The sequence below is a fragment of the Tateyamaria sp. genome (assembly GCF_039945315.1).
GTDB lineage: Bacteria > Pseudomonadota > Alphaproteobacteria > Rhodobacterales > Rhodobacteraceae > Tateyamaria.
The window spans coordinates 111,673-137,384 of the sequence record NZ_JBDUXB010000019.1 but is presented as its reverse complement, the minus strand read 5'-3'; the positions used below and the strand labels follow the sequence as shown (position 1 = coordinate 137,384).

22 protein-coding genes are annotated in these 25,712 nt (G+C 56.4%); 15 read left to right on the top strand and 7 right to left on the bottom strand.

Annotated elements, in window-relative coordinates:
• Positions 1 to 261: 261 nt before the first annotated feature.
• The gene (locus ABJD00_RS05660; protein WP_413835372.1) at positions 262 to 1,815 is read right to left on the bottom strand and encodes an AMP-binding protein; all 1,554 of its coding nucleotides are present in this window, start codon (positions 1,813 to 1,815) and stop codon (positions 262 to 264) included.
• 286 nt (positions 1,816 to 2,101) lie between these two features.
• Here ABJD00_RS05660 and ABJD00_RS05655 point away from each other — a divergent pair, with 286 nt between their 5' ends.
• The gene (locus tag ABJD00_RS05655) at positions 2,102 to 2,296 is read left to right on the top strand and encodes a hypothetical protein (RefSeq protein WP_413835374.1); all 195 of its coding nucleotides are present in this window, start codon (positions 2,102 to 2,104) and stop codon (positions 2,294 to 2,296) included.
• Here the strand turns inward: ABJD00_RS05655 and ABJD00_RS05650 are convergent.
• On the bottom strand, positions 2,271 to 3,281 hold the full coding sequence (locus ABJD00_RS05650) for a HupE/UreJ family protein (RefSeq protein WP_413835377.1): 1,011 nt from the start codon (positions 3,279 to 3,281) through the stop codon (positions 2,271 to 2,273). The two genes, ABJD00_RS05655 and ABJD00_RS05650, sit on opposite strands and share 26 nt — an antisense overlap.
• Positions 3,278 to 4,129 (bottom strand): peptidyl-prolyl cis-trans isomerase, encoded by an 852-nt coding sequence (locus tag ABJD00_RS05645; RefSeq protein ID WP_413835380.1) that lies wholly within the window; start codon positions 4,127 to 4,129, stop codon positions 3,278 to 3,280. The genes ABJD00_RS05650 and ABJD00_RS05645 overlap by 4 nt, the downstream gene beginning before the upstream one ends.
• A 346-nt stretch (positions 4,130 to 4,475) precedes the next feature.
• Here ABJD00_RS05645 and ABJD00_RS05640 point away from each other — a divergent pair, with 346 nt between their 5' ends.
• Both ABJD00_RS05640 and ABJD00_RS05635 read left to right on the top strand, forming a co-directional pair.
• On the top strand, positions 4,476 to 5,582 hold the full coding sequence (locus ABJD00_RS05640; RefSeq protein ID WP_413848947.1) for a hypothetical protein: 1,107 nt from the start codon (positions 4,476 to 4,478) through the stop codon (positions 5,580 to 5,582).
• Positions 5,583 to 5,914: 332 nt separating this feature from the next.
• On the top strand, positions 5,915 to 7,195 hold the full coding sequence (locus tag ABJD00_RS05635) for a tetratricopeptide repeat protein (protein ID WP_413835385.1): 1,281 nt from the start codon (positions 5,915 to 5,917) through the stop codon (positions 7,193 to 7,195).
• Between the two features lie 147 nt (positions 7,196 to 7,342).
• Here ABJD00_RS05635 and ABJD00_RS05630 read toward each other — a convergent pair whose 3' ends face one another.
• Positions 7,343 to 9,097 carry an amidohydrolase gene (locus ABJD00_RS05630; RefSeq protein WP_413848945.1) on the bottom strand — a complete coding sequence of 585 codons (1,755 nt, stop codon included), beginning with the start codon at positions 9,095 to 9,097 and terminating at the stop codon, positions 7,343 to 7,345.
• Positions 9,098 to 9,901: 804 nt separating this feature from the next.
• Between ABJD00_RS05630 and ABJD00_RS05625 the strand changes: the two genes are divergently transcribed.
• From ABJD00_RS05625 to ABJD00_RS05590, 8 genes are all read left to right on the top strand, one after another.
• On the top strand, positions 9,902 to 10,723 hold the full coding sequence (locus ABJD00_RS05625) for a TIM barrel protein (protein WP_413835390.1): 822 nt from the start codon (positions 9,902 to 9,904) through the stop codon (positions 10,721 to 10,723).
• Positions 10,724 to 10,800: 77 nt separating this feature from the next.
• The gene (locus tag ABJD00_RS05620) at positions 10,801 to 11,739 is read left to right on the top strand and encodes a substrate-binding domain-containing protein (protein ID WP_413835392.1); all 939 of its coding nucleotides are present in this window, start codon (positions 10,801 to 10,803) and stop codon (positions 11,737 to 11,739) included.
• 75 nt (positions 11,740 to 11,814) lie between these two features.
• Positions 11,815 to 12,888, top strand: coding sequence for an ABC transporter permease (locus tag ABJD00_RS05615; RefSeq protein ID WP_413835394.1), 1,074 nt, complete (start codon positions 11,815 to 11,817; stop codon positions 12,886 to 12,888).
• A gap of 12 nt (positions 12,889 to 12,900) precedes the next feature.
• The gene (locus ABJD00_RS05610; RefSeq protein WP_413835396.1) at positions 12,901 to 13,683 is read left to right on the top strand and encodes an ATP-binding cassette domain-containing protein; all 783 of its coding nucleotides are present in this window, start codon (positions 12,901 to 12,903) and stop codon (positions 13,681 to 13,683) included.
• Entirely contained in the window at positions 13,683 to 14,675 is a 993-nt protein-coding gene (gene iolG, locus ABJD00_RS05605) for an inositol 2-dehydrogenase (protein ID WP_413835398.1), read from the top strand. The genes ABJD00_RS05610 and iolG overlap by 1 nt, the downstream gene beginning before the upstream one ends.
• 9 nt (positions 14,676 to 14,684) lie before the next feature.
• Positions 14,685 to 15,830, top strand: coding sequence for a phytanoyl-CoA dioxygenase family protein (locus tag ABJD00_RS05600; RefSeq protein WP_413835401.1), 1,146 nt, complete (start codon positions 14,685 to 14,687; stop codon positions 15,828 to 15,830).
• Between the two features lie 12 nt (positions 15,831 to 15,842).
• The gene (gene iolB, locus ABJD00_RS05595; RefSeq protein WP_413835403.1) at positions 15,843 to 16,649 is read left to right on the top strand and encodes a 5-deoxy-glucuronate isomerase; all 807 of its coding nucleotides are present in this window, start codon (positions 15,843 to 15,845) and stop codon (positions 16,647 to 16,649) included.
• 125 nt (positions 16,650 to 16,774) lie between these two features.
• Positions 16,775 to 17,773, top strand: a complete 999-nt coding sequence (locus ABJD00_RS05590; protein WP_413835405.1) for a LacI family DNA-binding transcriptional regulator — start codon at positions 16,775 to 16,777, stop codon at positions 17,771 to 17,773.
• Between the two features lie 10 nt (positions 17,774 to 17,783).
• Here ABJD00_RS05590 and ABJD00_RS05585 read toward each other — a convergent pair whose 3' ends face one another.
• From ABJD00_RS05585 to ABJD00_RS05575, 3 genes are read right to left on the bottom strand one after another with little or no spacing between them, the layout of a single operon-like run.
• A complete protein-coding gene (locus tag ABJD00_RS05585; RefSeq protein ID WP_413835407.1) occupies positions 17,784 to 18,917 on the bottom strand; it encodes a Gfo/Idh/MocA family protein in 1,134 nt (377 codons plus the stop codon).
• A 12-nt stretch (positions 18,918 to 18,929) separates the two neighbouring features.
• Entirely contained in the window at positions 18,930 to 19,823 is an 894-nt protein-coding gene (locus tag ABJD00_RS05580; RefSeq protein WP_413835410.1) for a TIM barrel protein, read from the bottom strand.
• Between the two features lie 14 nt (positions 19,824 to 19,837).
• The gene (locus ABJD00_RS05575; protein WP_413835413.1) at positions 19,838 to 20,941 is read right to left on the bottom strand and encodes a Gfo/Idh/MocA family protein; all 1,104 of its coding nucleotides are present in this window, start codon (positions 20,939 to 20,941) and stop codon (positions 19,838 to 19,840) included.
• Positions 20,942 to 21,069: 128 nt separating this feature from the next.
• On the opposite strand from ABJD00_RS05575, the gene iolD reads away from it, so the two are divergent.
• From iolD to ABJD00_RS05555, 4 genes are all read left to right on the top strand, one after another.
• Positions 21,070 to 22,938 carry a 3D-(3,5/4)-trihydroxycyclohexane-1,2-dione acylhydrolase (decyclizing) gene (iolD, locus tag ABJD00_RS05570; protein ID WP_413835416.1) on the top strand — a complete coding sequence of 623 codons (1,869 nt, stop codon included), beginning with the start codon at positions 21,070 to 21,072 and terminating at the stop codon, positions 22,936 to 22,938.
• Complete coding sequence (locus ABJD00_RS05565; protein ID WP_413835419.1) at positions 22,938 to 23,918, top strand: PfkB family carbohydrate kinase; 981 nt, start codon at positions 22,938 to 22,940, stop codon at positions 23,916 to 23,918. The genes iolD and ABJD00_RS05565 overlap by 1 nt, the downstream gene beginning before the upstream one ends.
• A gap of 11 nt (positions 23,919 to 23,929) precedes the next feature.
• A complete protein-coding gene (locus ABJD00_RS05560) occupies positions 23,930 to 24,766 on the top strand; it encodes a 5-deoxy-glucuronate isomerase (RefSeq protein ID WP_413835421.1) in 837 nt (278 codons plus the stop codon).
• A gap of 72 nt (positions 24,767 to 24,838) precedes the next feature.
• Positions 24,839 to 25,684 carry a class II fructose-bisphosphate aldolase gene (locus ABJD00_RS05555; RefSeq protein WP_413835423.1) on the top strand — a complete coding sequence of 282 codons (846 nt, stop codon included), beginning with the start codon at positions 24,839 to 24,841 and terminating at the stop codon, positions 25,682 to 25,684.
• Positions 25,685 to 25,712: the final 28 nt, after the last annotated feature.

Genomic DNA, 25,712 nt, shown 5'->3' with positions numbered 1-25,712 from the left:
GACCTTCTGTGCTGCCTGCTTGAAGTTTCGCTGTTTTAACAGGAGTAAACTTTGCAAATCCATTTCCGGCGAATGGCTTCCATCGACCATGCAAAAACCTGAACTGCGGCCAAAGAGAATATTTCCCTGCTGATCCGCCAAGCAAACTGTTGGTCTATTTTGGGGTTCTGGGTGTTCCCTGCTGAAGAGTTTTCAAGGAACCTGTGGTGACACGGCCTAAGTACACGTCCGCGTGAACCCGAAAACGTCAACCAGTGCGACTCAAATTTGGCGCGTCTCGTCTTTCCAGTACTGCTCTCGAAGCCTTGGTTTAAACACTTTTCCACTATCCTCGCGCGGCAATGCTTCGTGGAAATCAATAATCCGGGGAAACTTGAAGCGGGCGAGCTTCCCGTCAAGAAACTCCAACACGTCGCGTGAGTTTGGAGACCAACCTTGCGCAGGCTGGATTGCCGCGACAACTTGCTCACCGAATTCTGCGTCCGGGGCGCCAAAGACCGCCGCATCGTAGATAAAGGGCGCCCTCAGAAGCACACCTTCGATTTCAGCAGGAAAAATATTGGCGCCTCCTGAAATGATCATGTCCTTCTTGCGGTCGGTGATGAAGAGGTATCCATCTTCGTCCAGCCAGCCGAGGTCACCGACCGAGTAATGCCCATGTTTTTCGACGTCCGCGCGTGCTTCCGGATCGTTGGAATAGTCAAACCCACCGAATGCATCCAGGCGGGCATAAATTTCGCCAACCTCGCCGGGCGGGAGTTCTTGGCCGTCTGAATCAAGTATCAACACCGACCCGCCCAATTGCATCCGACCTGCTGTTCCCGGCCTTTCGAGCGCTTCCTGAGAGGAAACCATCGTCATAAACCCGATCTCAGTCGCGCCATAGCTTTCCCAAAAAACTGGCCCCCACCAGCCAATCATCGCGACTTTCAGATCATGGGACCACGGGGACCCTGTCGAAACACAGAATTCTACTGAAGACACGTCGTATCTGTTGCGCACCTCCTCGGGCAGCTTGAGCATCCGGTTCATCATTGTTGGAACAAGGTAAATGTGGGTCACCCGTTCGGCTTCAATCGCAGCCAGAAAATCCTCTGGGTCAAATCGGGGTGCCACAAGAGTTGAGACCTCCGGGGTCACCAACGCTGCACTCGTCAACGTTGAAGGCGCCGAATGATAGATCGGCGCAGCTGTGAAGAACTTTGCGCCAGGTTTTAGCTGTAGCATTTCGTCTGCAACCCGATGCAGCACATCCTCAAAATTCTTGCGCACGCCAGGTTGCAGACGGCGCACGCCTTTAGGTTTGCCGGTTGAGCCTGACGTATAGCGCAACAGTGGGCGCATCGCGGCCCGTTGTGTTATCGGAACCCGCGCATGCAGAAGCGTATCCCATTCCGGAAACTGCTCGCCACAACTCGCTTGCGCGGGATCAATCCCAAACGCACGGCACAGACTGTCATTTGGTCGAACACCAATGACTAGGCGACCTTCTAGAGCGGGGCGCAAGTTCTCAATAAGATCGCGATGGATGATGACGACATCAGCCCCACTGTCGCCACATATATCTGCAACTTCGTCAACTGCGGCATGCCAGTTTAATGCAACGATCACTGTTCCGGCCAAAGCCGCAGAGCGCATAATCTCAAGTTGAGTCAGGTCGTTGCGCATGATGATAGCAACAGGAACATCCTCTCCGGCTCCGAGCTCTTTCAAAGCGGCCGCTCCCTGAGAAACGCGGACTTCGAAATCCTCGCAGCTAACACGTGTTTCAAAGTCTGTGATGAAAGCTGGTTCGAAACTGTCGGTTAGGCTCATTTGGACTCCCTGGCGCCAGATCGTAGCGTCACCGACAAGCTAACAGATAGCTTTTTACTTGTCGCCGGACCTTCGGTCTCCGGTTGTTCCAACGCCGGGACAACTAAGTAGAAAACGCCTAAGCGTCTACTTGTATGGTATCTGGCTGCTAGGTTCCGCTGGAGAGCGTTTGGCGCGCCAAAAACGCAGCACGAGATATGATTGTGCAACTAGGGAAGCGGGATGGTTTAACTGCAGTCACCCTGAACGAAGGGCTGCGTGCTATGCGGGGTGTTAGGTGCTCGGTATGCTTCACCGATCTGGTACACGCCCGGTGGATGCCGCGGCCACGCTGCAAGGTCGATGGGATTGGGGCTGCTCACCGCTCACTTACTTCTGGCCAAGCACGGAATGCCAGAACTCCATGCCCGTGATCTCAGTGCAGTTCCTGCCCGCCATTCTGCGGGCGTCTGGTGTCAAAACCCCGACAGGCGGTCAATGAACCAATAGGAAGATATGCCTCCGATCGCATAAGCACTGATCAGGCCGCCTCGGGTGTCTACTGCAATCAGCTTGGCGGCCCAAGGTGCCAGCCTTCGAATCGTGAAAGCCGCGATCAGAACTGCGACAACGAACAGCAACTGCCCGATCTCCACCCCGATGTTGAACGACAAGAGCGCCAACGGAACATCGGTCTGCGGCAGACCGATCTCGCGCAGGGCGCCCGCAAATCCAAACCCGTGCAGCAAGCCGAAAGAGAACGAAACGGTCCAAGGGTATCTTTCCGACAATCGCTGATTGCTGCCGTCCCGCTGTACCAGTTCCGAGGCTAGAAACATTATCGACAACGCGATGATCGCTTCGACCGGCGGTCCGGGCAAGGCCACCCAGCCCAGCGTGGCAACCGCCATCGTGATACTGTGGGCCACCGTAAACGCAGTAATCGCGCCCACCAGCCGCCAACGATCCGGTATAAGCAATAAGAGCGCAAAGACAAAAAGCAGATGGTCAATCCCGGCCAGAATGTGCTCGATACCCAGAGGCAGATAACTGCGGATCACGTCGAACGCTCCGGGGTCATCGGGCACAGTGAACGATGTGCGTTCCAGGGTCAGCCGTTCTGATCGCGGATGATCCGGCACAGCTTCGTAGCGCACCAATACGTCTGTCTTTTGGGTGTCCAAGCCTTCGATCGTGATTGTCCCATCGGTGAGGCCGCCGGGACATTCGGCCACCCAGACCGAAACCCAGGCTGACCCGTCCGATTGCGCCTCTGGCCCACGGATCGGGGCGCAGTTCTCTGGCAGGCGCGCGTCTATGGACATCACTGCCCCCTGCACATCCGGTCGTCGCCAGAATACTCGATAACTGTCGCCAGCAAGCGGTTTGATTTCGAGATAGCCCGGTTGCAGTGCATGAGCATTGGCGCCTGCGGGAGCGAAAACCGCAAAGGCGAGGATCGCAAGAAAAGCGCGAATGGCAGTCATTGCAATAGCCCGTCGATTTCGGCGGTTTCAGGCAACGTGACCTCGTAACCTGCGCGCATTTCGACGTACATCGAACGCGACAGTTCTTCGGCGATAAAAGCCTTATAGTCTGCAGTAACCCGTTCGCGAACGACCTCAAATTCCGGAACTGTCCCTTCAATGTGTTCGATGACCCTCAGGGCATGGACGCCGAAACCCGACCGCACGGGCGCGATCCATTTGCCCGCCTCGAGGTCCACCAGACTGCCAAAGAAGCCACGCCCAAACGCGCCATCGACAGCAACATCCCGTGATAGCGGCATTAACTGAGGCAAGAGTGTCCTATGCCCAACCGAAGCCGGGTCGGCGCCGCCCTCAAGCTCCAACAAAACCTGGTCAAGCATGCTCTGATCGGCAGCCTCGCCAAAATAGACCTGCTCAAACGCGATCATCGGTGCAGACGCATAGGCCGCTTTGTTCTCTTCAAAATACGCCATTAGATCGCCATCAGTCGGCGCCACCGCTCCTGCCGCGGATTCCAGTAAGAAAGCCATCTTCTGCGACAACCGGCGCTCAATGACTGCGTCGCCTTTGTCCATGGACAGCGCAAGTGCCTCTTGTACCATGATGTTTTCGCGCACATGCGCGTCGATCAGGCCACCCAATTCTTCACGGTTCGGCGCGCGCCTCCACGCGGTCCGAAACTGTGCGATCATTTGGTTGATGTCGCCGACGGTCACCTCGATCCGCTTTTCCGACTCCGCCTCAAACGACGGTTCGTTAAGGACAGAATAGGCCAAAAATATCGCGACGCCGATCAACAGAAAGTGGAACAGAGGTTCGCGGATAATACGGACGACCAACTTCAATTCGATACCTCCAGAGTGTAAGAACAAGCGGCTTGGGCCACAGGGAAATTCACCATTTTGCTCCGCAAGTTGCAATTCGGAAATCAATTTAGACGCACGGTTGAGTCAGCCGGAACGGCACAAAAAAATTACTGCCACATATGTGAAGGTTTTCAGCCCGATACAGCCTATGGTGATATTCGGAAGAGTGCTATGTTTCGGTCTAAACTAAGCATTTTTTTGGGTGGGCGATTCTTGTGGGACCGCAGCCCAATGCGCAAGGAACCAGAAAGGTCGATCTATGCTAGTGTCAACGCTTCTGCCCATGCTCCGCACACACAAACTCTTGCGACAGCGGTCAATCGCCTTGAGCGTCACAGTCGTTGCGGCTCTTGGTGTGGCCCCGTTGGCGATGGCCTGTGCATTTGACCTGGTAAAGCCGGAGCGCACGGCTATTGACTGGATCGTAGACACCGAAACACTGGTCCTGGCGCACGCAAAGCCCGGCAACCGTTTTGCCTTCGAGATCGCAACTGTCCTTGTCGGGCCTCCGGATCCGAGCCCGATCCCCCATCTTGTTAACAGCACCCTACGCCGCAAACTGGCGAACGACCCGGAAGGCAAGGTCCTATTCGCGCAATCTGCCGACGGGCAATGGCGTCGGGTTGCTTATGTGGATGTTATTTTCCGAGACGTCTTGAGTACTGCCCTCGCCAATCGCGACAACTGGCGTTCTGGTATGACTCAGGACCGCGTCGACTTCGTCGCGGGATTGCAAGGTAGCCCAGACCCTCGCCACAGAGCGCTTTTGATAGGAGAGCTCGACAAGGTTCCCTACGCACAACTCCGCGACCTTGATCTACGCTTGTCCGACACCGAGCTGATCGCGGATCTGTGGTCGCCGGAGGGTTATGCGTTTCAGGCGATCCGTGCCCTGTTGCTCGGAATGACCGGGACTGACGAGGCGCGATCTGCCGTATCCGGAGTCGTCGAAAGGGCCATGGACGGTGGAACGACCAAAAATCTCGGCGCCTTTGCCGCCGCCTATATTGAGCTTGGAGGCACCGCAGCCGTCAGGTCGCTCTCAAACGGTTTTTTTGGTGACGCGTCCACCTCGCCGTTGGTGTTGGAACAAATAGTAACGGCGATGTCCGTACACCGCGCCTTGGCGGACGACGAAGGGCAGCGCGAAATCGATGCCGCGATCCTTGACCTCGTTCAATCGCGACCTGATGCAGCTTCAATCGTCGCACAGCAATTCGGGAAGCGCTCCGACTGGACTCAGGTTGATGCACTCGAGCCTTTGATGCGGAACCACAAAATGACGACCAAAGAGGCTCTTTGGACCGTGTCCGGATATGTGGTAAATGCGCGATCTACCTCGCGAGAGATTTCAGTCGGCTCGAAAAAGACCAAAACCTTCTCGCAAGATCCTGCGTCTTCAAGCTCCAATGTCACAACGGTCGGGAACTAATCTGCGCGGCGCTATCCCACACCGAGCATGAACCGGTGCGTGTTTGATATTTGTTTTGATGCTTTTCCTGACCGAACCCTATCCGTGCCCGGCTAGGTTTTAGTGCTTGCACATCCGGATCGAGTGAACCCACGACCTCGGCTAAGGCATTGCCAGAGCGGTCAGTTTGACGCGGATCCGAATTCTGAATTAATTCAAAAATCCCAAAATTTTACCCAAAACATGCAGGACTACTCATGAATGCCCAGCGGACAAATATGATCCTCAGAAATCAATAGGAGCGATTGTTCTTTGACTGTAAGTTTGTTTGAAATCAGAGGGACATGTTGGCCATGGCACTTGCAGACGGATACGGAAACTCGATTGCTACAATGAGCCAGGATGCCCGAGACCACTATGAACGTGGTGTTCAGGTGTTCCTCGGAGCGGACTATGGAGCAACTCAGGCCTTTGCGGACACGGTGGCTGCTGATCCGGAATTTGCTTTGGGGCATGCGGGATTGGCACGAGCTCTCATGATGGAAGGGCGAGTGCCAGAAGCCAAGGAGGCGATCCACCGCGCCCAAGGCTTGGCTGACCCAACAGACGCCAGAGAGCAAAGCCATGTAGCTGCATTTGCGTACCTGCTAAGTGGCCAACCCCAGCAGGCGCGCAAAACAATCAAGAACCATGTCATTGATTATCCCCGCGATGCGATGGCTGCACAACTGTGTACGAACGTTTTTGGATTGATCGGCTTTTCTGGAGAGGTTGGACGCGAGGCAGAGCTCCTTGCTTACACCGAAGCACTTCTTCCCCACTACAAGGACGACTGGTGGATGATGTCGATGCACGCCCTGTCGCTTTGTGAGACAGGACAGATCGCTGCGTCGCAGGCTCTCATGGAAAAGTCACTGGCGATTAACCCCAGAAATGCGAACGGCGCTCACTTTCGGGCTCATGTGCAGTACGAGGCCGGGGAGATCACCGGTGGGCGCAGCTATCTGAGCGGCTGGATGGTGGGGTATGACAAAAGAGCCGTCTTGCACGGCCACCTCAGTTGGCACGTCGCACTTTGGGCGTTGCATGACGGGGATGAAGAGGCGATGTGGACGGCCGTAAACTCTGGTGTACGGCCGGGAAGCACAGAAAGCCTGCCCATCAATGTCCTGACTGATACAGCTGCAATTCTCTATCGCGCAGAAATGGCCGGCATCCAAGTCGCGCCGGAGCGGTGGAAGGAGTTGAGCGAATTCGCGTCAAAGTACTTCCCCGCTACAGGCCAGAGCTTTGCTGATATTCACGCCGCACTTTGCCATGCGATGGCGGGAGACGGAGAACGATTGGCGCATATCGCTGAGACGGCAACCGGTTTTGCAGGCGATCTTGTCCGCCCTGTCGCAAAGGGATGGGGACAGATCGCTCGTGAGAACTGGGAAGGTGCCTTACAAAGCTTGTCTGAGGTGATGGCGACAACAGAACGCCTCGGAGGGAGCCGCGCACAACGCGACCTGATTGAGCTCGCCTATGTAAGCGTGTTGATGAAACTCGGACTCAAAGACGAGGCGCACCGGACCCTTAGACTGCGCCGACCTATTTTGAGCAATTCAACACCTGTAGTGGGCATGCACTGAACAAGTACTTCAGTGCATGAGCATACATCTCCAAACAGTCGTCCAATTCAGGGTTTCGAAAGCCAGACCAATCCCTCGAAACCGACCCCGAAGATGGGTCGGGATGAGTGCACTCTTTCAGTTTCAGCCTAAGAATTGTTCTCTGCGTTATAGGTGAGAATGTACCACTTTGAGTGCATGCCCAAAGGATGCTTCCGCAAACATACGGTTTGCCTCAGGTGAGGTTGGAGGGATCAGTGAAGCTTTCTTTTCGGTAGCTTCGACAGGTTGCACGCGACCCTCCATTACAGTTCCCCATACCTTGACGTCCCGGATAGTCGTTGGGTCGACTTTGAGAGGGTTGCTCTCGAGTATTGTGAAATTCGCGCGTTTCCCCGTTTCAATACTCCCAATCTCGTCTTCCAGTTGGAGAGAGTATGCTGCCTCAATCGTGACACCACGCAGGGCGTCTTCAGCGCTCACACGTTGCTCGGGGCCGGCCACCCGGCCAGAAGCGGTTATCCGGTTTACTGCGCTCCACATCAAAAACAGCGGATCACCGGGAGCCATTGGCATGTCTGAATGCAACGACCAGGAAATGCCCGCCCGCGACACATCGCCGATCCGCACCATTGAATCTGCACGATCAGGGCCCAGACCAACCATGGAATACTGATCGGCCAGAGCAGTCACGTAGTACGGGTTTGCGCTGACGATGGCACCAAGATCTGCAATCCGTTGCACCTGATCTTCTGCACTGACCGCAAAGTGGACAAGAACCGTCCTGTGATCATACCGGGGATTGCGACGCAGGTTCGTCTCAAGTGCATCAAGTACACGATCCAGACCGGCGTCACCGTTCACATGCACATGGATTTGATAACCGGCATCCCAATAAATCCGGAACGCCCGGTCGAAATCTCTCTTGTCCATCATCCACTCGCCGTCATGCCCGTCCAAAAACGGATCCCTGACTTGCATCAACAGTGAATAGATTGCGCCGTCGGCAAACAACTTTGCCTGCTTGGGCGCAAGGCTCGTCATACCGCCATACCAGCTGCTCAGGTTTTCTGTTTCAGCGATCACCTGAACATCGTCTGGGTATGTTTGCACCAGTGTTTTTGCATCCGGCATGAAGGACCAGCGGAACGGCATATCTGGGCTGGAAAAGACTGCATTTATGCCATCCTGCACTGGCTTTGACAGAATGCCGCCGGGTTCGTTTCCAAAGGTAACGCCCTTGGCATGCATGTAGTCCCGCGTGAGCTCAAGCCCGGCTTGCAACCGCTCGGGCGAGGCCGCCAGAGGTGCAATATTGGGCAGTACGGCAAACAATCCTTGCTCCCAAAAACGACCCTCGGCAAAGCTCGATTGCATCTTCTCGGTCTGGGAAAACCCGTCGACCAATTCTTGGGTGACCCCACCGATTTCAAGTGCAGCACTGTTCAGGATCATCTCATGGCAGGACCGCGCCCACACCAGTATGGGCTGTGTCGCACTAATTGCATCAAGGTCATCGCGGGTAAGCGCGCCATAAAATGCCGGATGGTATCCCCAGGTCACAACGGGTTCCCTGGGATCTGTTCTTGCTGCGACCGCCTGTGTCAGACGGTCTGTGAAATCCTGTTTGTCCCGAACAGCCGGGACTGTTCCGAACGGCAGCGCCCAGTCTTCAATCGACAGGATCTCCGAAGACATGGTAAGTGCGGCCAAAAGCGGGTGGTCATGTTGAGCGATGAAACCCGGCACAATCACTTTGTCAGCAAACCGGTCGTCGATCTGGTGGCGTTGTCCCTTGAGGGTATCCACGACGTCTTCGAGATCACCGGTCAGAAGAATGCGCCCGTCGACCACTGCCACGGCATTCACAACAGGTTTTGCTGGATCAAGTGTGAGTATCTCCCGCGCCGTGTACACTGTCACTATTGGGAGCGGGACAACTTTTGAACCAATGTCAGACAGTGAATTTGTTTGCCCGATTGCCGCGCTGAATGGCGATAGAATTGCAAGAGCAGATGCACCTGCTCGCAGAAGGTTTCGACGGCTGAGAGAGCTCATTTGTTTTCCAATCTGATTTTGGGAATTTAACAATGTCAGCGGAGCAAAACTCAACAAAAAAATGTAGGAAGCCCGATGTGGTCTGAAGCAACTGACCCTGACTGACCAGCGACCCTTTATGAATTGCCGTGCCGGAAAACGAAGGCTGCTTTTGAGAACTCAGTTAACGGATATTGCGAAAATAGGTGCGGCCTGGCGGCGTCACTGCCTTACCCCTCGGCACATGGCGCAAGGGTGACGAGAGGCGCTGTTCGCATTAGCTGGTTTGTTGTCTGGTAGGCATGTTTGGTCGATGGCGATCGCCAAAGCGTTTGCCGCGCCTTAGAGCGACCCCGGGGCAGTCAGAGATTAGCAGAATTGAACCATCAAGTGTGGTGGCGCATCACGAGCCTTCTTTAGCGAACATTCCTCCGGTGGGATTGGCGCAGCGACACAGGAACACAGAGCTGTGTTTTATGCTGGCCTTGGCGACGGCCTGCATGAGCTACAAAAAGAACTTCAAGCCCGACGAGCGCTTTTGCGCGCTAACCCTAACGACGCCGATAAATGGTGATCTCGAACATTTTTGCAACCGATTGCAAAAATCTGTTGACGTGGGCCGTGCGTTGAACGCAGTCTGACAGCGCAAGAAGACTCGCAGGACAAACCAGCGGAAAGACAGGGAGAGAGATGCTCGACTTTGGGTTGAACCAAGTCACGATGGCCAACGCTTCAATCGATGAGTTCATCGAGAGTGCGGCGCGTTTGGGCATGGTTGGAGTCGAGCTGCGCAATGACCTCGGACGCCCGATCTTTGATGGACGTCCTGCCGAAAGCGTCAGGCAAATGCTGCAGGATCACGGGATGCGCTTGTTGGGTCTGTCACAGGTCTATCCCTTCAACCGCTGGACAGACGACATTGCAGCCGACGTGAAGGCGCTGGTCGATTTTGCGAGTGAGGTCGGGGCGGAAACCATCAGCCTGATCCCGTGCAACGACGGCACAGGTATTGATATCGCAACCCGCCAGAATGATCTGTTTCCGGCGCTTGAGGGATGCCTGCCAATACTGGAGGCCGCCAACATAGTGGCGCTGGTCGAACCGCTTGGATTTACGCGATCGTCTTTACGAAGCAAGGCAGAGCTGGTTGCTGCAATCGAAACGCTCGGCGCGCCTTCCCATGTCCGATTGGTGCATGACACGTTCCATCACACCTTGTCTGGCGGAGGTCCGTTTTATCAGGATCGCACCGGGATAGTGCATATCTCAGGCGTGACCGACGCCGATGTGCCTGTGGACCAGATGGAAGACGCGCATCGCGTTTTGGTTGATGCCAATGATCGCCTGGGAAACGTCGATCAGATCACTGCGTTGCGGGATGCCGGTTATCAGGGAGCATATTCGTTCGAGTGCTTTTCACCCGACATACATCGTCACCCATCGGTCGAAGACGCCATCAGGACATCAATGAATTTCATTTCCTCGCAATTGCAGAAGGAGATTGCTGCATAGCTGGGATGAAGTGCCCCGTAAGGGGCGATCCGGTGAGTTAATAGGTGTGCCGGACACCAACCTTGGGAGGAAACCAAATGAAGAATACTCTGATTGGCGCCAGCTTGGTGGCGCTGACTGCGACAGGTGCAATGGCACAGGAAATCGGCGCAACCTTTTCACGGTTCGACGACAACTGGCTGACCGTTCTGCGGACTGGCATGGTAGAATATGCGGGCACAATTGACGGCCTGTCCTACCAGCAAGTCGATGCAAGCGATGACCTTGCCAAACAAATCGACCAGGTAAAAGATTTCGTTGCCAATGGTGTGGATGCGATCATCGTAAACATCGTTGATACATCTGCCGGCGCTGCCGTTTCTGCGGCTGCAGGAAATGTCCCGCTGGTCTACGTGAACCGTGAACCAGACAACGTGAACGAACTGCCGCCAACCCAGGCGTTTGTGGCATCGAACGAAATCGAATCAGGCACTTTGTCTGCCTTCGAAGTGTGCAAAAATCTGCGCGCAGAGGGCAAAGGCAACAGCGCGCGTGGCTACCTGATGAACGGCCAGTTGTCGAACCAAGCCGCGGTTCAACGTTCCAAGGACGTCCGCGATGTCATCGGAATGGACATGTGTAACTTCATGGAAATCATCGACGAGCAGCCTGCAAACTGGTCGCGCGATGAAGCACAGGACCTTATGACCAACTGGATGTCGTCCGGCGAGCCATTTGACTTCGTTCTGGCCAACAACGACGAAATGGCGATTGGTGCGATCCAGGCAATGAAAGCTGCCGGTATGGACATGGCAAGCGTTCAGGTCGGAGGTGTTGATGCATCTCAGGACGCGCTCGTTGTGATGGCGGCAGGTGACTATGACGTCACCGTGTTCCAGGATTCCGTGGGTCAGGGCACCGGTTCAATCGATGCCGCGCTCAAACTGATCGCGGGCGAAGATGTGGACAGCAAAGTCTACATTCCGTTCGTTCTGGTTACGCCTGACAACATGGGCGATTTCCTGGAGAAAAACTAAGTGCCTAAACGGCACTGATTTTGAGCGGTGCGGCGACGCACCGCTCTTCTTACCTAACATAAACGGGAGGCGAACATGGCAGATACCAGCCACGGAACCGGCGGTCTGACCTTCGACAAGTCCAAACGGTCATGGCCGAATGAACTAAACATTCTTCTGGCGCTGGTCATCATTATCGTCGTCTTCGAGATTATCGGCCAGACAGCCCCCTACATGCGCGGCCAAAGCTTCTTGTTTGATACGAAAGACCGCTTTGACAGCATATTCAACGAGGCCCGATTGCAGATCATCATTCTGCAGGTGGCGATCATCGGAATTATTGCTCTTGGTGTGACGCAGGTGATCATTACAGCCGGTATTGACTTGTCTTCAGGTCCACTGGTGGCCGCAACGGCAATGGTTGCGATGAGTTTTGGTCAAACCGAACTGGTCAACGGACAACCCAACCCCAAAGCACTCTTTGGTCCATGGGCTATGGACCTTCCGGTGATGATACCCGTGGTGGTCGGTTTAGCGTTTGGCGCCTGTATCGGGGCCATTAATGGCACGTTTATTGCCTACCTACGCATACCGCCCTTCATCGCCACGCTCGGCATGTTTCTCATTTGCCGCGGGATCGCCCTGTGGTGGTCGGGCGGCAACCCGATTTCCTTCCCCACTGAGCAATTTGCGTCCATCGGATCGGGTATGATGCCCGTGGTCTGGTTCATTGTGTTGGCCATCATCTTCCAAATAATCATGAGCTATACAGTCTATGGCAAGCACACATACGCCATCGGCTCGAACGAAGAAGCGGCCCGCATGTCTGGGATCAACGTCAAGCGTCACAAAGTGATGGTTTACATGATCGCGTCGATGCTGGCGGCATTTGCTGGTATCGTTCTCAGCTCCAAGGCCTCAACTGCGCAGGCGGGGATGGGTGAGTTTTACGAGCTGTTTGCGATTGCCATGGCCGTGATCGGCGGGATCAGCCTGCAAGGTGGGCGCGGGTCCATCATTGGTACAGTGCTGGGCGCAATGGTGCTGGGGGTGATCCGGTCTGGCTTTACCTACATCAAACTTGATGGCTCTTATCAGCTTATGGCGATGGGCGGCATCATCATAGCGGCGGTTGTACTCGACCAGTACCGACAGAGAAACCGAGCTTGAGGAGGACCTGACATGAGTGACATCGTTCTGAAAACAGAAGACCTGACCAAACACTACGGCGGCGTGCACGCACTGGAAGGCGCGAACTTCGAGCTCAAGCGCGGCGAACATGTTGCGATCATGGGCGACAACGGCGCGGGGAAATCCACGTTTGTGCGCCAAATCACCGGGGTTGAGCAACGTACGCGCGGCAAGGTCTGGCTCTATGGCGAAGAGGTGGATTTCGCGGGCCCTTTGGACGCGCGAGAAGCTGGTATTGAAACCGTGTTCCAGACGCTTGCGCTGGCCGATCACCTGGACGTGCCCGACAACCTGTTCCTTGGCCGAGAAAAGACCAAGTGGGACTGGCTCGGTCCGTTCCGGGTTCTGGACTACAAAGCGATGCGGCAAGACACGATGGATGCGCTGGAGCGGACTGGGGTCAAAATCCCCAACATCCGCAACACCATCGAACGCATGTCCGGTGGGCAGCGTCAGTGCGTGGCGATTGCGCGCACTGCGTCTTTCAGTTCTAAACTGACAATCATGGATGAACCTACCGCAGCCCTAGGGGTGCAGGAAACAGCGCAAGTAGAAAACATCGTTCGCACGCTGAAGGAAGCAGGCGAGCCTTTGATATTGGTGTCCCACAACATGCGTCAGGTCTTTGACCTTGTGGACCGGATCATCGTGTTCCGTAGGGGTCGTATTTGTGCCAATCTTGATATCAAGACAGGCGATTTTTCGGGTGAAGATGTGGTGTCCTACATCACTGGCGCCAAGACTGGTGAAGAATACATGGAAACTGCAACCTGATGGCCCTGAGGCTGGCCATACTTGGCGCGGGCCGGATCGGACAGGTCCATGCCAAAGCCGTCGCTTCTGTCCCGGGGGCGGAACTCGTCGCCGTGGCAGAACCCTTTGCCGAGATGGCCGATCAGATGCGTACCCAATATGGCTGCGATATCCGAGAGATCGACCAGATTGCCGCTTCGGACGACGTGGATGCAGTCGTGATCTGTACACCCACTGACACCCATGCGGATTTGATCGAGCAATTCACCGCTGCGGGCAAAGCTGTCTTCTGCGAAAAGCCAATCGACCTGAACGTGGAACGGGTTCGCGCCTGCTTGACACAGGTCGACGAGGTTGGTGGCCGCCTGATGCTCGGGTTCAATCGCCGTTTCGATCCTGACTTCATGGCGGTGAAGGCGGCGATTGATGATGGGAAGATCGGTGAGGTTGAGATGATCAACCTCACTTCGCGCGATCCCGGGCCGCCACCTTACGACTACATCACCCGGTCAGGCGGCATTTTTCGCGATATGATGATCCATGACTTTGATGTGGCGCGGTGGTTGCTGGGCGAAGAGGTCACGTCGGTCTATGCTGCTGCATCTGTCCTGACGGATGCGGAAATAGGCAAGTTGGGCGATTTTGACAGTGCCAATGTGATCCTGACCACGGCCTCGGGCAAGCAGTGCACAATCACCAACTCGCGCAGGGCGACTTATGGCTATGACCAAAGGATCGAGGTACATGGATCGGGCGGGTCTGTTTCGGCGCGCAACCAGCACGAAGCGAATATCGAGATTGCGGATGCAACGGGTTATCATCGCCCGCCTCTGCTGAATTTCTTCATGACCCGCTACGTAGCTGCTTACGCCAACGAAATTGCTGCATTTGTACAGGCATTGGCTGATGAAAGCCCAATGCCAACTACGGGTCTTGATGGGTTGAAAGCGCTGGAACTGGCCGAAGCCGCGGTGACGTCGGTCGAGACGAAACAAGCTGTGCTGCCCGGATAGAGACGAAATATGTTGAGATACTACACCGAAGCCGACTGCCAGATTGATGAATTCAATGAGCTGATTGCAGAACCATTGGACGCGTCCAAACTACACTTTGCCTCTGAAATTGTGAACAACCTGCCCGTCTACTCCTCCGTAGACACGAACGCTGCGCTGGGCAATCCGGCCGATCGGGCCGCGTTGATGGCGGAATGGGCGCAGGTCATCGACGATCTGTCCGGGGCTGTCGTGATCAAGGGGGCCGTTCCGGATCTAGAGGCCGTCGACCAGGCAACCACTGTTTTCGAGCAGATCATTGCAGATGAAAGAGCCTCCAATAGCGGCGGGGACCATTTCGGCGAACGCGGCGCGAATGACCGGATCTGGAATTCGCTTCAGAAATTGTGCCTGCGTGCGCCCGACGTCTTTGCCCGCTACTTTGCTGCGCCATCCGTCGCGGCCGTCAGCGAGGCGTGGCTTGGCCCGTGGTATCAGATGACCACGCAAGTAAACCTCGTTCGCCGCGGTGGGAAGGCGCAGACCTGTCACCGCGACTATCACCTTGGCTTCATGACTGCAGATCAGGCAAAATCTTTTCCGGTTCACGCCCATCACTTGTCACCGGCACTGACCCTTCAGGGGGCCATCGCCCATTGCGATATGCCCGTTGAAAGCGGTCCGACAAAACTGCTGCCCAATTCGCAGCGCTATGGGCCGGGTTACATTGCGATGCAATTGCCCGAATTCCGGGACGCCTTCGAAAAATGCCACGTGCAGTTTCCGCTCGAAAAAGGCGACGGACTGTTCTTTAACCCGGCGCTTTTTCACGCGGCAGGCGACAATCGGTCTGCGGATATCGAGCGCATGGCGAACCTGATGCAGATCGGTTCTCCTATGGGGCGCACGTTGGAACGGATTGATCGTACCGCTATGGCCCGCGCCCTGTTCCCTGCCCTGCGGGATCTGGGGCTCACAGGCTTGGCACGCACGGCTGCGATCGGTGCTGCGGCCGAGGGATACCCATTCCCAACCAACCTTGATACCGACCCACCCATTGGCGGGCTGGCCTCAGAAAGTCAGGCAGAGCTTCTGGCCCGCGCAGTTGATGAAGGCATGAGCGAAGCCGAGTTCGAAACTGCCCTTGTTGAGAACCATACCAGACGACTGCCATAGCCAAGAGAGCCCATGACCGACCTTTTGAAAAAACCCTTTGGCACACGCGGCAAGGTGCATGACATCACTCCAGCGTCCGCCGGGTGGCGCTATGTCGGATTTGGCCTGTATCGCCTGCGGGCGGGGGACACAGCCAGCGAAGTGACTGGCGCGCGCGAAGTGATCCTAGTCATGGTGGAGGGCAAGGCTCAGATCACAGGTGCTGGGCAGGATTGGGGCGTGCTGGGCGACCGGATGGATGTGTTCGAAAAAACCCCGCCCCATTGCCTATATTTGCCGAACGGCACCGACTGGCAGGCCGTGGCAGAGACCGATTGCGTGATCGCCGTGTGCTCAGCCCCCGGCAAAGGCGGGCACAAGGCACGCCGCATTGGTCCCGACGGCATCACCCTGACTGAACGCGGCAAGGGCGCGAACACCCGCCATATCAACAATATCGCCATGGAGGCCGAAGACTACGCCGACAGCCTTCTGGTCACTGAGGTCTTTACGCCCAACGGCCACTGGTCCAGCTTTCCAAGCCACCGGCATGATGAAGACGACTTTCCCTGCATCACCTATCTTGAGGAAACCTATTATCACCGGCTGAACCCTGCCAACGGATTTGGCATCCAGCGTGTCTATACGGATGATGGCAGTCTGGATGAAACCATGGCCGTGCACGATGGTGACGTGGTCTGCGTTCCGCGCGGGCACCACCCATGTGGTGCGCCATACGGCTTTGATATGTACTACCTCAATGTGATGGCAGGCCCTTTACGAAAATGGCGGTTCGTTCCCGCGCCTGAGGTCGAATGGATCATGGAACGTGACGGGTGACGTGCGTTCGACTGTTAAGACGGCAGCAGGGGAAAAATTAAGGCACGCCAGGCCGTTGTGGGCTGAAAGACTGTTTGCTGTGCCGCTGGCATGCTGACAATATTGGCCGGCATGGAAGGGGCAGAATGGCAATAACGTTGAAGGAAGTGGCCGAGCGCGCGGGAGTTTCCCGTTCAGCTGTGTCGCGGGCGTTCACGCCTGGCGCGTCGGTATCCCGCAAAATGCGCGAACGGGTTGAGAAGGCCGCGACTGACCTTGGCTATCATCCCAATGCGTTGGCCTCGTCCCTGACCACGGGCCGGACCAAGATGATTGGTCTTATATCCAACAATTTCCACAACCCGTTTTTCCTTGAGGTCTTCGATCTCTTCACAAGGGGCCTGCAGGAACGCGGCTTACGCCCTCTACTGGTCAACCTGTCAGACGAAACAGATCCACAGAATTCGGTCCGCATGCTGCGGGCCTATTCGGTGGATGGTGTCATCGTGGCCTCATCAACATTGCCGTCGGGCTTTTCGCGGGCTTTTCGTGACGCAGGTATGCCGGTTGTGCACAGCTTTGGGCGTTACTTGGCAACGCCCCACGTGGACATCATTGGGATCGATAATATTGAATGTGGTCGCATCGCCGCACGTGAACTGATCGCGCGGGGGTATAGGTCGGTTGCATTCATGGGAGGGCCGGAAAGTGCCACGTCGACCCAAGACCGCATGAGCGGATTTCTTGAAGCACTGGCCGAGCATTCCGAGGTCACGGTCAGCTATTCTTTTGCCAAGGACTACACCTTTGATGCAGGACGGAATCAGATGCAGGAGCTTCTCAATGGCACCCCCGCCGAAGCCTATTTCTGCGGTGACGACGTTCTATCCATCGGAGCCTTGTCCGCCATTGCAGAAGCTGGCCTGTCAGTACCTGACGACATAGGGATCGTCGGCCTGAATGACATGGAAATGGCGCGTTGGGAAAACATCAATCTGACGACGATCCACCAGCCCATCGCCGACATCATTGATGCGTCCATAGAAAAGGTCACAAGCGCATTGGGTGATATGGTACAAGAGCCCGAAGCGCGCCTGTTTCCGTGCCGCGTCATCGAACGCGGCACGTTGCGCCCAAAGCGCTAACCCGACGGGTTTAGCGGAACATCGGTGGCCGTGCGTCCATCCATTCACCGCCCGCGCGGGCCGAGGCCACAGCAGTGTGAACGGCCGCCATCGACCGGACGCCCGCATTTGCGCCGGGGAGCCCGTCACGGGTCTCTCCTCGGATTGCGTCGGCAAGGTCGCAATAGATGTTGGCGACGGCCAGCGGGAAGCCTTCGGGATGGGCAATGGCGACACGGGAAAGGCGTGCGGCGTCTTCGAACAATCCGCCTTCGCCCTTTTCCATGATCTGCGTGCGCCCGGCGAGCGGTGTATAGATCAGCTGGTTTGGCTGTTCGGCATGCCACTTCACCCCGCCGGTCTCGCCAAAGACCTGAATTTCGAACCCATGCTGGCGACCAATGGCAACCGATGACGTCCACAACCGCCCAACCGTGCCGCCGGTCATACGGAAGTTGACCATCGCGTCATCTTCCAGTTCACGGCTGGAAATGGTCGACGCGAAGTCGGCAGACAGCTTTTCCACCTCGTCATCGCAGATAAAGCTGGCCATGTGCATCGCATGGATGCCGCAATCTGCGAACTGGCCAGACACACCTGCCATGACCGGATCATAACGCCAGCGCACACGGGGGTTGTCCGCATCGCCTGCGTCGCCATGGTGCCCGTGGCTGAAATTGGTGACCACAAGACGGACCTTGCCAATTTCACCTGCACGCACCATGGCACGCGCCTGCCGCACCATCGGATAGGCAGAATAGGCGTAATTGACGGCCATGACCTTGCCGGTCTTTTCGGCCACACGCACAATTTCTTCACCCTCTTCGACCGTCATGGTCATGGGCTTTTCGCACAGCACATTGAACCCGGCTTCAAGGAAGCCCTTGGTGATCTCAAAATGCGTCGCATTGGGGGTTGCGATGGTCACTAGGTCGACCCTGTCGTCGCGGCTTTTTTCGCCCTCCAGCATCTCTTGCCAGTCACCATAGGCGCGATCATCCGCGATGCCCAACTGGCGGGCATAGGCGCGCCCAGCCTCTGGGCGGTGATCCAATGCGCCAGCGGTGAATTCGAACAGGCCGTCAGCTTGTGCGCCCAAACGGTGTGCTGGTCCGATCTGGCTGCCTTCGCCGCCGCCGATCATGCCCCATTTCAGTTTTGCCATAGTCTTTCGTCCTTATTCGAAGCCGATGCTTTCGAGGTATTCGCGGTTCTTGCGAGCATCGCCCAGCGGGTCAGGGTCCAGTGTCGGATCGCAATCCTGCTCAATGGTGCACCAGCCCTCAAACCCGCTGTCCAACAGCAGTTGGCGCACGGCCGGCAGGTCGACCTCGCCTTCAGAGAGATTGCAGAAAATGCCCTGCCCACAGGCGTCATAGAAACCAGTACGATTGGCGATAGCGTCGGCCTTCACCTGTGCGCTCGTGGATTTGAAATGCACATAGGTGATCCGGTCCATGTGTCGCTTCATGAAGGCCACGGGATCAAAGCCTGCATAGGTGCAATGGCCGGTGTCGATACACAGCTTCAGGGTCTCTGGGCCCACCTCAGCAAGGATACGCTCGACCTCGGGATCGAAATCCATAAAGCCTCCTGCATGCGGATGCAGTTCGGGTATCAGTCCATACTCTTCGGCGCCCAGTTTGGCGACCGTCACGATCCGATCACGGTAGGCGGCCCACTCAGCATCGTCCATCTGCTCGGCTTCGCTTGCGCGGCCAGCGGTCGGGGCGCGGCGGGGCGAAATGCTATCGATCAGAACGAAGTGTTCAGCGCCGTGCGCTTTTAATGCCTCGCAGGTCCGTTTGGCCCCATCCAGAACGTCATCCCATTGTGCGGGGTCATGAAAGGCGCGGAATACCACGCCACCGATCAGCTCAAGCCCATATTCGTCCAGCGCTTCGCTCAACACAGCAGGGTCCTCGGGCATGAAACCAACAGGCCCCAATTCAATGCCCTTATATCCCGCCTCAGCACACTCTTTCAGCACGGTGCGCCATGTGGGGTTGCGGTCATCCTGAGCAAACTCGACACCCCAGGAACAGGGGGCATTTCCGATGCGAATGGTCATTTGGATATGTCTCCTTACACCTGAGAAACTGGGGTCCAAACCCCGTTTTGAGCCGAAATCAATGCGGCCTCGACGACTTCGGCCACAGCCAGCCCGTCGCGGAAAGTTGGCCAGTTGGACTGTCCGGCTTCGATAGCAGTCAAAAAATCTTTGGCCTCAATGATGATCTGGTCCTGATAGCCAGTACCGTGACCCGGGCCAAGACAGAAAGGTTTATAATCTGGGTGCGCCGGGCCAGTCAGGATCTTGGCAAACCCACGTGTCGCCTCTGGCCCCTCGGCTCGATAGAGCCAAACTGCGTTCTGGTCTTCCTGATCAAAGCGGATCGCGCCCTTGGTGCCATGTATTTCGTAGGCATAGCCCATCTTGCGACCTGTCGCGACACGGCTAGAATAGATGTGCCCTTTCACCCCACTGGCAAAGCGGCACATGATCTGGGCATGATCGTCATTGGTGACCGCGCCACCGGGGCGGGTGCGATGTACAGTCTCGATCTCGGCCATGACTTCGGCAATGGGACCCATCAGCGCCAGGGCTGCATTGATTGGATGGGGGGCCAAGTCGCCCATGTTGCCATTGGCCATGCCATCGCAGCGCCAGTTGTGAGGGGCTTGGGGGTCGGACAGGAAATCTTCTGTATGCTCGCCGCGAAACCATGTGACATCGCCAATGACACCATCGGCCAACAGCTTGCGCACGAACTGACTGGCAGGTGTGCGAATGTAGTTAAAGCCGACCATGTTGACCACCCCGGATGCCTCTGCCGTCGCTACCATGGCACGTGCATCCTCCAGCGTATCTGCCAATGGCTTTTCACACAGAACAGGCTTGCCAAGTGCCATCGCAGCCTCGGCAATTGCGCGGTGCGTTTCCTGCGGAGAGGCGATGACTATTGCCTTAACTGCTGGGTCTGCGACCAAGGCCTGCCAATTTTGCGCCGCGCGCGAAAACCCGAACTGCTGGCGATACCGCTCAGCGCTTTCGGGCGAGGACGCGGCAATCATCTCGAGTTCGGGGCGCAATTTGGTGTTAAAGATCGCGGCAACCGAAGACATGGCAACAGAGTGCGCTTTGCCCATATAGCCGCCGCCAACAACGCCAATTCCGATCTTGACCATATTGCCTCCCTGGCGCCGGCGCCGATTGTATTTGCAACCGATTGCAAAATCTGTAACTTGGGAGACGAACGCGCGCAAGCGACAATTCGCGTTGCGCAAAATCAGCGCATTCTGGGGGGAGCGACCAAGTGGCTGACAAGACCGTAAAACTGACCACGGCCCAGGCGATCATTCGTTGGCTGGCCAACCAGTACATAGAAATAGACGGGACCGAATGGCGGTTGTGTGGTGGGGGTTTTGGGATCTTTGGCCACGGAAATGTCACCTGTCTGGGCGAGGCGCTTTATGATCATCGCGACGAGCTGCCTTTGTATCGCGGACAGAATGAACAAAGCATGGGGTTCGCAGCGGCCGCTTATTCCAAACAGTGGTTGCGCCAGCGCTTCATGTTCTGCACGGCAAGCGCTGGGCCGGGCACGCTGAACCTTGTGACGGCATCTGCATTGGCGCACGCGAACCGTTTGCCGATGCTGATGCTGTGCGGTGATACGTTCCTGACACGGTTACCTGACCCTGTCTTGCAGCAGATGGAAAATTTCAACGACCCGACCTTTGGCGCCAATGATGCGTTCAAACCAATCACGCGCTATTGGGATCGGATCACTCATCCCGCTCAGATCATTCAGTCTTTGCCTGCCGCCATTACCACGATGATCGACCCCGCAGATTGTGGGCCTGCTTTCCTTGGCCTGCCCCAAGACGTGCAGGGCTGGACCTACGACTACCCCGAAGTTTTCTTTGAAAAGAAAGTCCATCGCATTCGCCGCCAGACACCCGATGCGAACGAGATCGCGGACGCAACGGCCCTGTTAAAATCTGCAAAACGCCCAATGATCATCGCGGGTGGCGGGGTGCAGTATTCGCGCGCAGTGACGGAGCTGACCCGTTTCGCAGAAGACCATCAGATCCCGGTCGTGGAAACGATCGCGGGCCGTGCCAATATGCTGAACGACCACCCGCTTAACATAGGCCCCATTGGCGTGACCGGGTCTGACAGCGCAAATACCATCGCCGAACAAGCCGATGTGATCCTTGCCGTTGGTACGCGGTTGCAAGACTTTACCACCGGGTCATGGACCGCCTTTGCCAAGGACGCGCGTTTCATCTCGATCAACGCAGCGCGCCATGACGCGGGCAAGCACATGTCTTTGCCGGTGGTTGGCGACGCCAAGCTGTCTCTTGCAGCGTTGGATACTGAATTGAGCGACCACAAAGGTTCTTCTGACTGGGTTGCCACGGCGCAGGACGAGCGCAAGAAATGGGATGCCTACGTGGCCGACAATGTGTCCTACGGTGACAACCGGCCCAACTCCTACGCGCAAGCGATCGGTGTGGTGAACGCGATGTGCGATGGACGTGATCGTGTTGTCGCTGCCGCGGGTGGTTTGCCCGCCGAAGTCACCGCAAACTGGCGTACGCTGGATATCGGAACCGTGGACGTTGAGTTTGGGTTTTCCTGCATGGGCTACGAGATTGCGGGCGCATGGGGCGCGCGGATTGCGCAATCCGAACGCGAACCGCAGCAAGACACAATCAGCTTTTGTGGCGATGGCTCTTACCTGATGCTCAATTCGGACATCTATTCCTCCGTTCTGACACAGAAAAAGATGATCCTGCTTGTGCTGGACAACGGCGGATTTGCCGTCATCAACAAGTTGCAAAACAACACCGGCAACGAAAGCTTTAACAATCTGATCGCAGATGCCCCGACAGTTCCCGAGGCGTTTGGAGTAGATTTTGAGGCCCATGCCGCATCGCAAGGGGCTGCTGCTGAAACTGTGGCCAACCCTGCAGAACTGGCCGAGGCATTCAAACGCGCCAAGGCGTCGGACAAAACCTACGTCATCGTCATGAAAGTCGATCCTTATGAGGGCTGGACCACCGAGGGCCATACGTGGTGGGAGGTTGGTACACCTCACGTGACCGACAATGCTAAAGTGCGTGCGGCTCATGTCGATTGGGAATCCAGCCGCGACAAACAGCGAAAGGGCGTCTGATGTCTGCGCTGTTGGATGGGATCAAGGGCAACCGTTTCGCCGTTTTTGGCCGTGCCGGGATGGATATGTTTGCGGACCCCGTAGGCACCAAGAGCGAGCATGCCGAAACGTTTCGCGCTGATTTGGGCGGTTCCTCCGCCAATATCTGCGCTGGTCTGGTCAAGCTGGGCAGTGCCGCATCTCTGATCACCTCGGTCTCGGACGACGCCGTCGGGCGGTTTGCGCTCAACCGGTTGGCCCACTACGGCGTGGACACTTCGTTTATCCGGGTTCTGGGCGGAGAATACCGCTTGTCGCTCGCGGTTTATGAAAGCTGCATCGAAGACTTTCAGAACGTGATCTACCGCAATGGTGCCGTGGATTTTCAGGTGACCGAAGACGATATGGACGCCGTCGACTACACCCGGTTCAGCGCCCTGATCACTGCAGGCACCGTCTTTGCTTCCGAGCCATCGCGCAGCGCAACCTTTCGCGCTTTTGAAAACGCCCGCAAAGCCGGTTTGCCAGTGATTTTCGACATCGACTATCGCCCCTACAGCTGGCCATCCGCCGATGTGGCGTCTGATGTGCTGTCTCGGGCCGGTGATGAAAGCGATCTGATCGTCGGCAATGACGAAGAGTTCGGCTTTATGGCTGGCGGGATCGAGCATGGGTTGGACAAGGCCCGTGAACTGGCGGCAAAAGGGAAAATGGTGATTTACAAAATGGGCGAAGGCGGTGCCGTAACGTTTGCAGATGGCCAAGAAATCCGAACCGGGATCTACCCCGTGACTGCCGTGAAACCCAATGGAGCTGGCGACAGCTTTATGGCCGGGTTGCTGTCTTCCATCGCGGACGGACATTCTCTGCGCGACGCAGTGCTGCGCGGCTCTGCCTGTGCCTCAATTGTTGTCAGCCAACCCGGTTGCGCCCCCGCAATGCCAACAACCGCACAGCTGGACGACTTTCTCTCTAATCACTCTGGCCCAACCGAGGCCTGAAAGGACCGAACATGCATATCGCTCCGTTTGACAACCAAAACAAACCCATCGTCGATATCGACAACCCGACGGTGCCGTTGAACTATTTCAACATCGTCAAACTGAAAAAGGGCGAAGCGTTCGAATACCAGGTACCCGGATACGAGACCTGCATTGTCCCCGCCACCGGCAGTTTGGATGTTGAGATTGAGGGTGTGAAGTTCGACGCTGTTGGCAACCGTGGAGAAGATGTTTGGGACGGTGAGCCAGAAGGTGTTTACGTCCCTGTCGGGGCCAAAGTGACGCTCGTTTGTGTATCGGAAAACAGCGAAACATTCATCGCCGGGGCGCGCTATGACGAAGTGCTCGAACCTTTTGATGTGCGTTCGCATGACCTCGTGCAATACGGTTCGGACGACACCAAAACCCACCGCAAGATCAAGCATATCTTGGGCCAGAAACAGCATGACAAAGTGGGACGGCTTTTGGTGAGTGAGTTGTTCACCGTCGGCCAAGGCGGCTGGTCCGGGTTCCCCTCGCACAAGCACGACACAAACCGTCTGCCCGACGAAACCCGCCATGACGAAACATACAACTTTCGCTTCAAACCCAATCATGGATCGGGCCTGCAGATGTTGCAGCGCGAGGATGGCAAATCCGGGGATGCGTACCACATCGTCGATGGCTCCACGATTTGCATCGACAATGGATATCACCCCTGCGCGGTGCTGCCGGGTTACGAGATGTACTACTTCACGATCCTCGGCGGCCTGACCCAACGCAGTTTGGTGCAATATTTTCAGCCGACGCATGCCTATCAGATCGAAACGATCCCGGGCATCAAGGACATGATCGCGAAGTTCAAATAACCCGATCCCGAACGGCACTCTGATCAGCCCGCAAGACGCCGGATCGGGCGCGGGACGCGCAGGAGAAAACCAATGACACTCGTGACCCTCAGGGACGTTTTGCAGCCCGCTTATACAAATGGTTATGCCGTGGCCGGGCTGGTCACGCTGGGCTGGGAAGACATGCGGGCCTATGTGGCCGCTGCCGAGGCCGAGAACGCCCCAGTTATCCTTCAGGCCGGGCCATCCTGCCGCGAACACACCCCACTGCCGATCCTAGGCAAGATGTTTCGGCATCTGGCGGAACACGCCTCGGTCCCGGTCGTAGCGCATCTGGACCACGGGTATACGTTTGATGAATGCAAGGAAGCGTTGGACAGCGGTTTTACGTCTCTCATGTTCGACGGGTCCCGCAAGCCTTTGACACAGAACATCGATGAGACTGCCGCTATTGCTGAAATGGCCCATGCCGCCGGTATTTCCTGTGAAGGTGAAATCGGGTTCGTCGGCTATTCCGGAGGCGAGGGATCAAATGGAACCGACCCTGAAGAAGCCGCCATCTTTGCCCGCGAAAGCGGGGTGGATGCGATGGCAATCTCTGTCGGCAACGTTCATTTGCAGCAGCATAAAGAAGGCGGGCTCGATGAGGCTCGCATTGCTGCGATTGAGGCAGTCACGGATGTGCCGTTGGTGATCCACGGCGGATCAGGCGTACCCGTCGAGCAGCGCCAGAAGCTGGCGCGCAACACTGCCATCTGCAAGTTCAACATTGGAACTGAATTACGTTTGGCCTTTGGCGCCGCCATGCGCGAGGCTGTCAATCGCGATCCGGATCGTTTTGACCGTGTTACGATTCTTAAGGAAACGATCGATCCCGTCGAAAAAGCGGCTCGAGCTGTGATCAGGGCATTTGGAAACCAGAGCAGTAAGCTCACCTAGCCCATTTCTAGTCCTTTTGTGGCCAAGA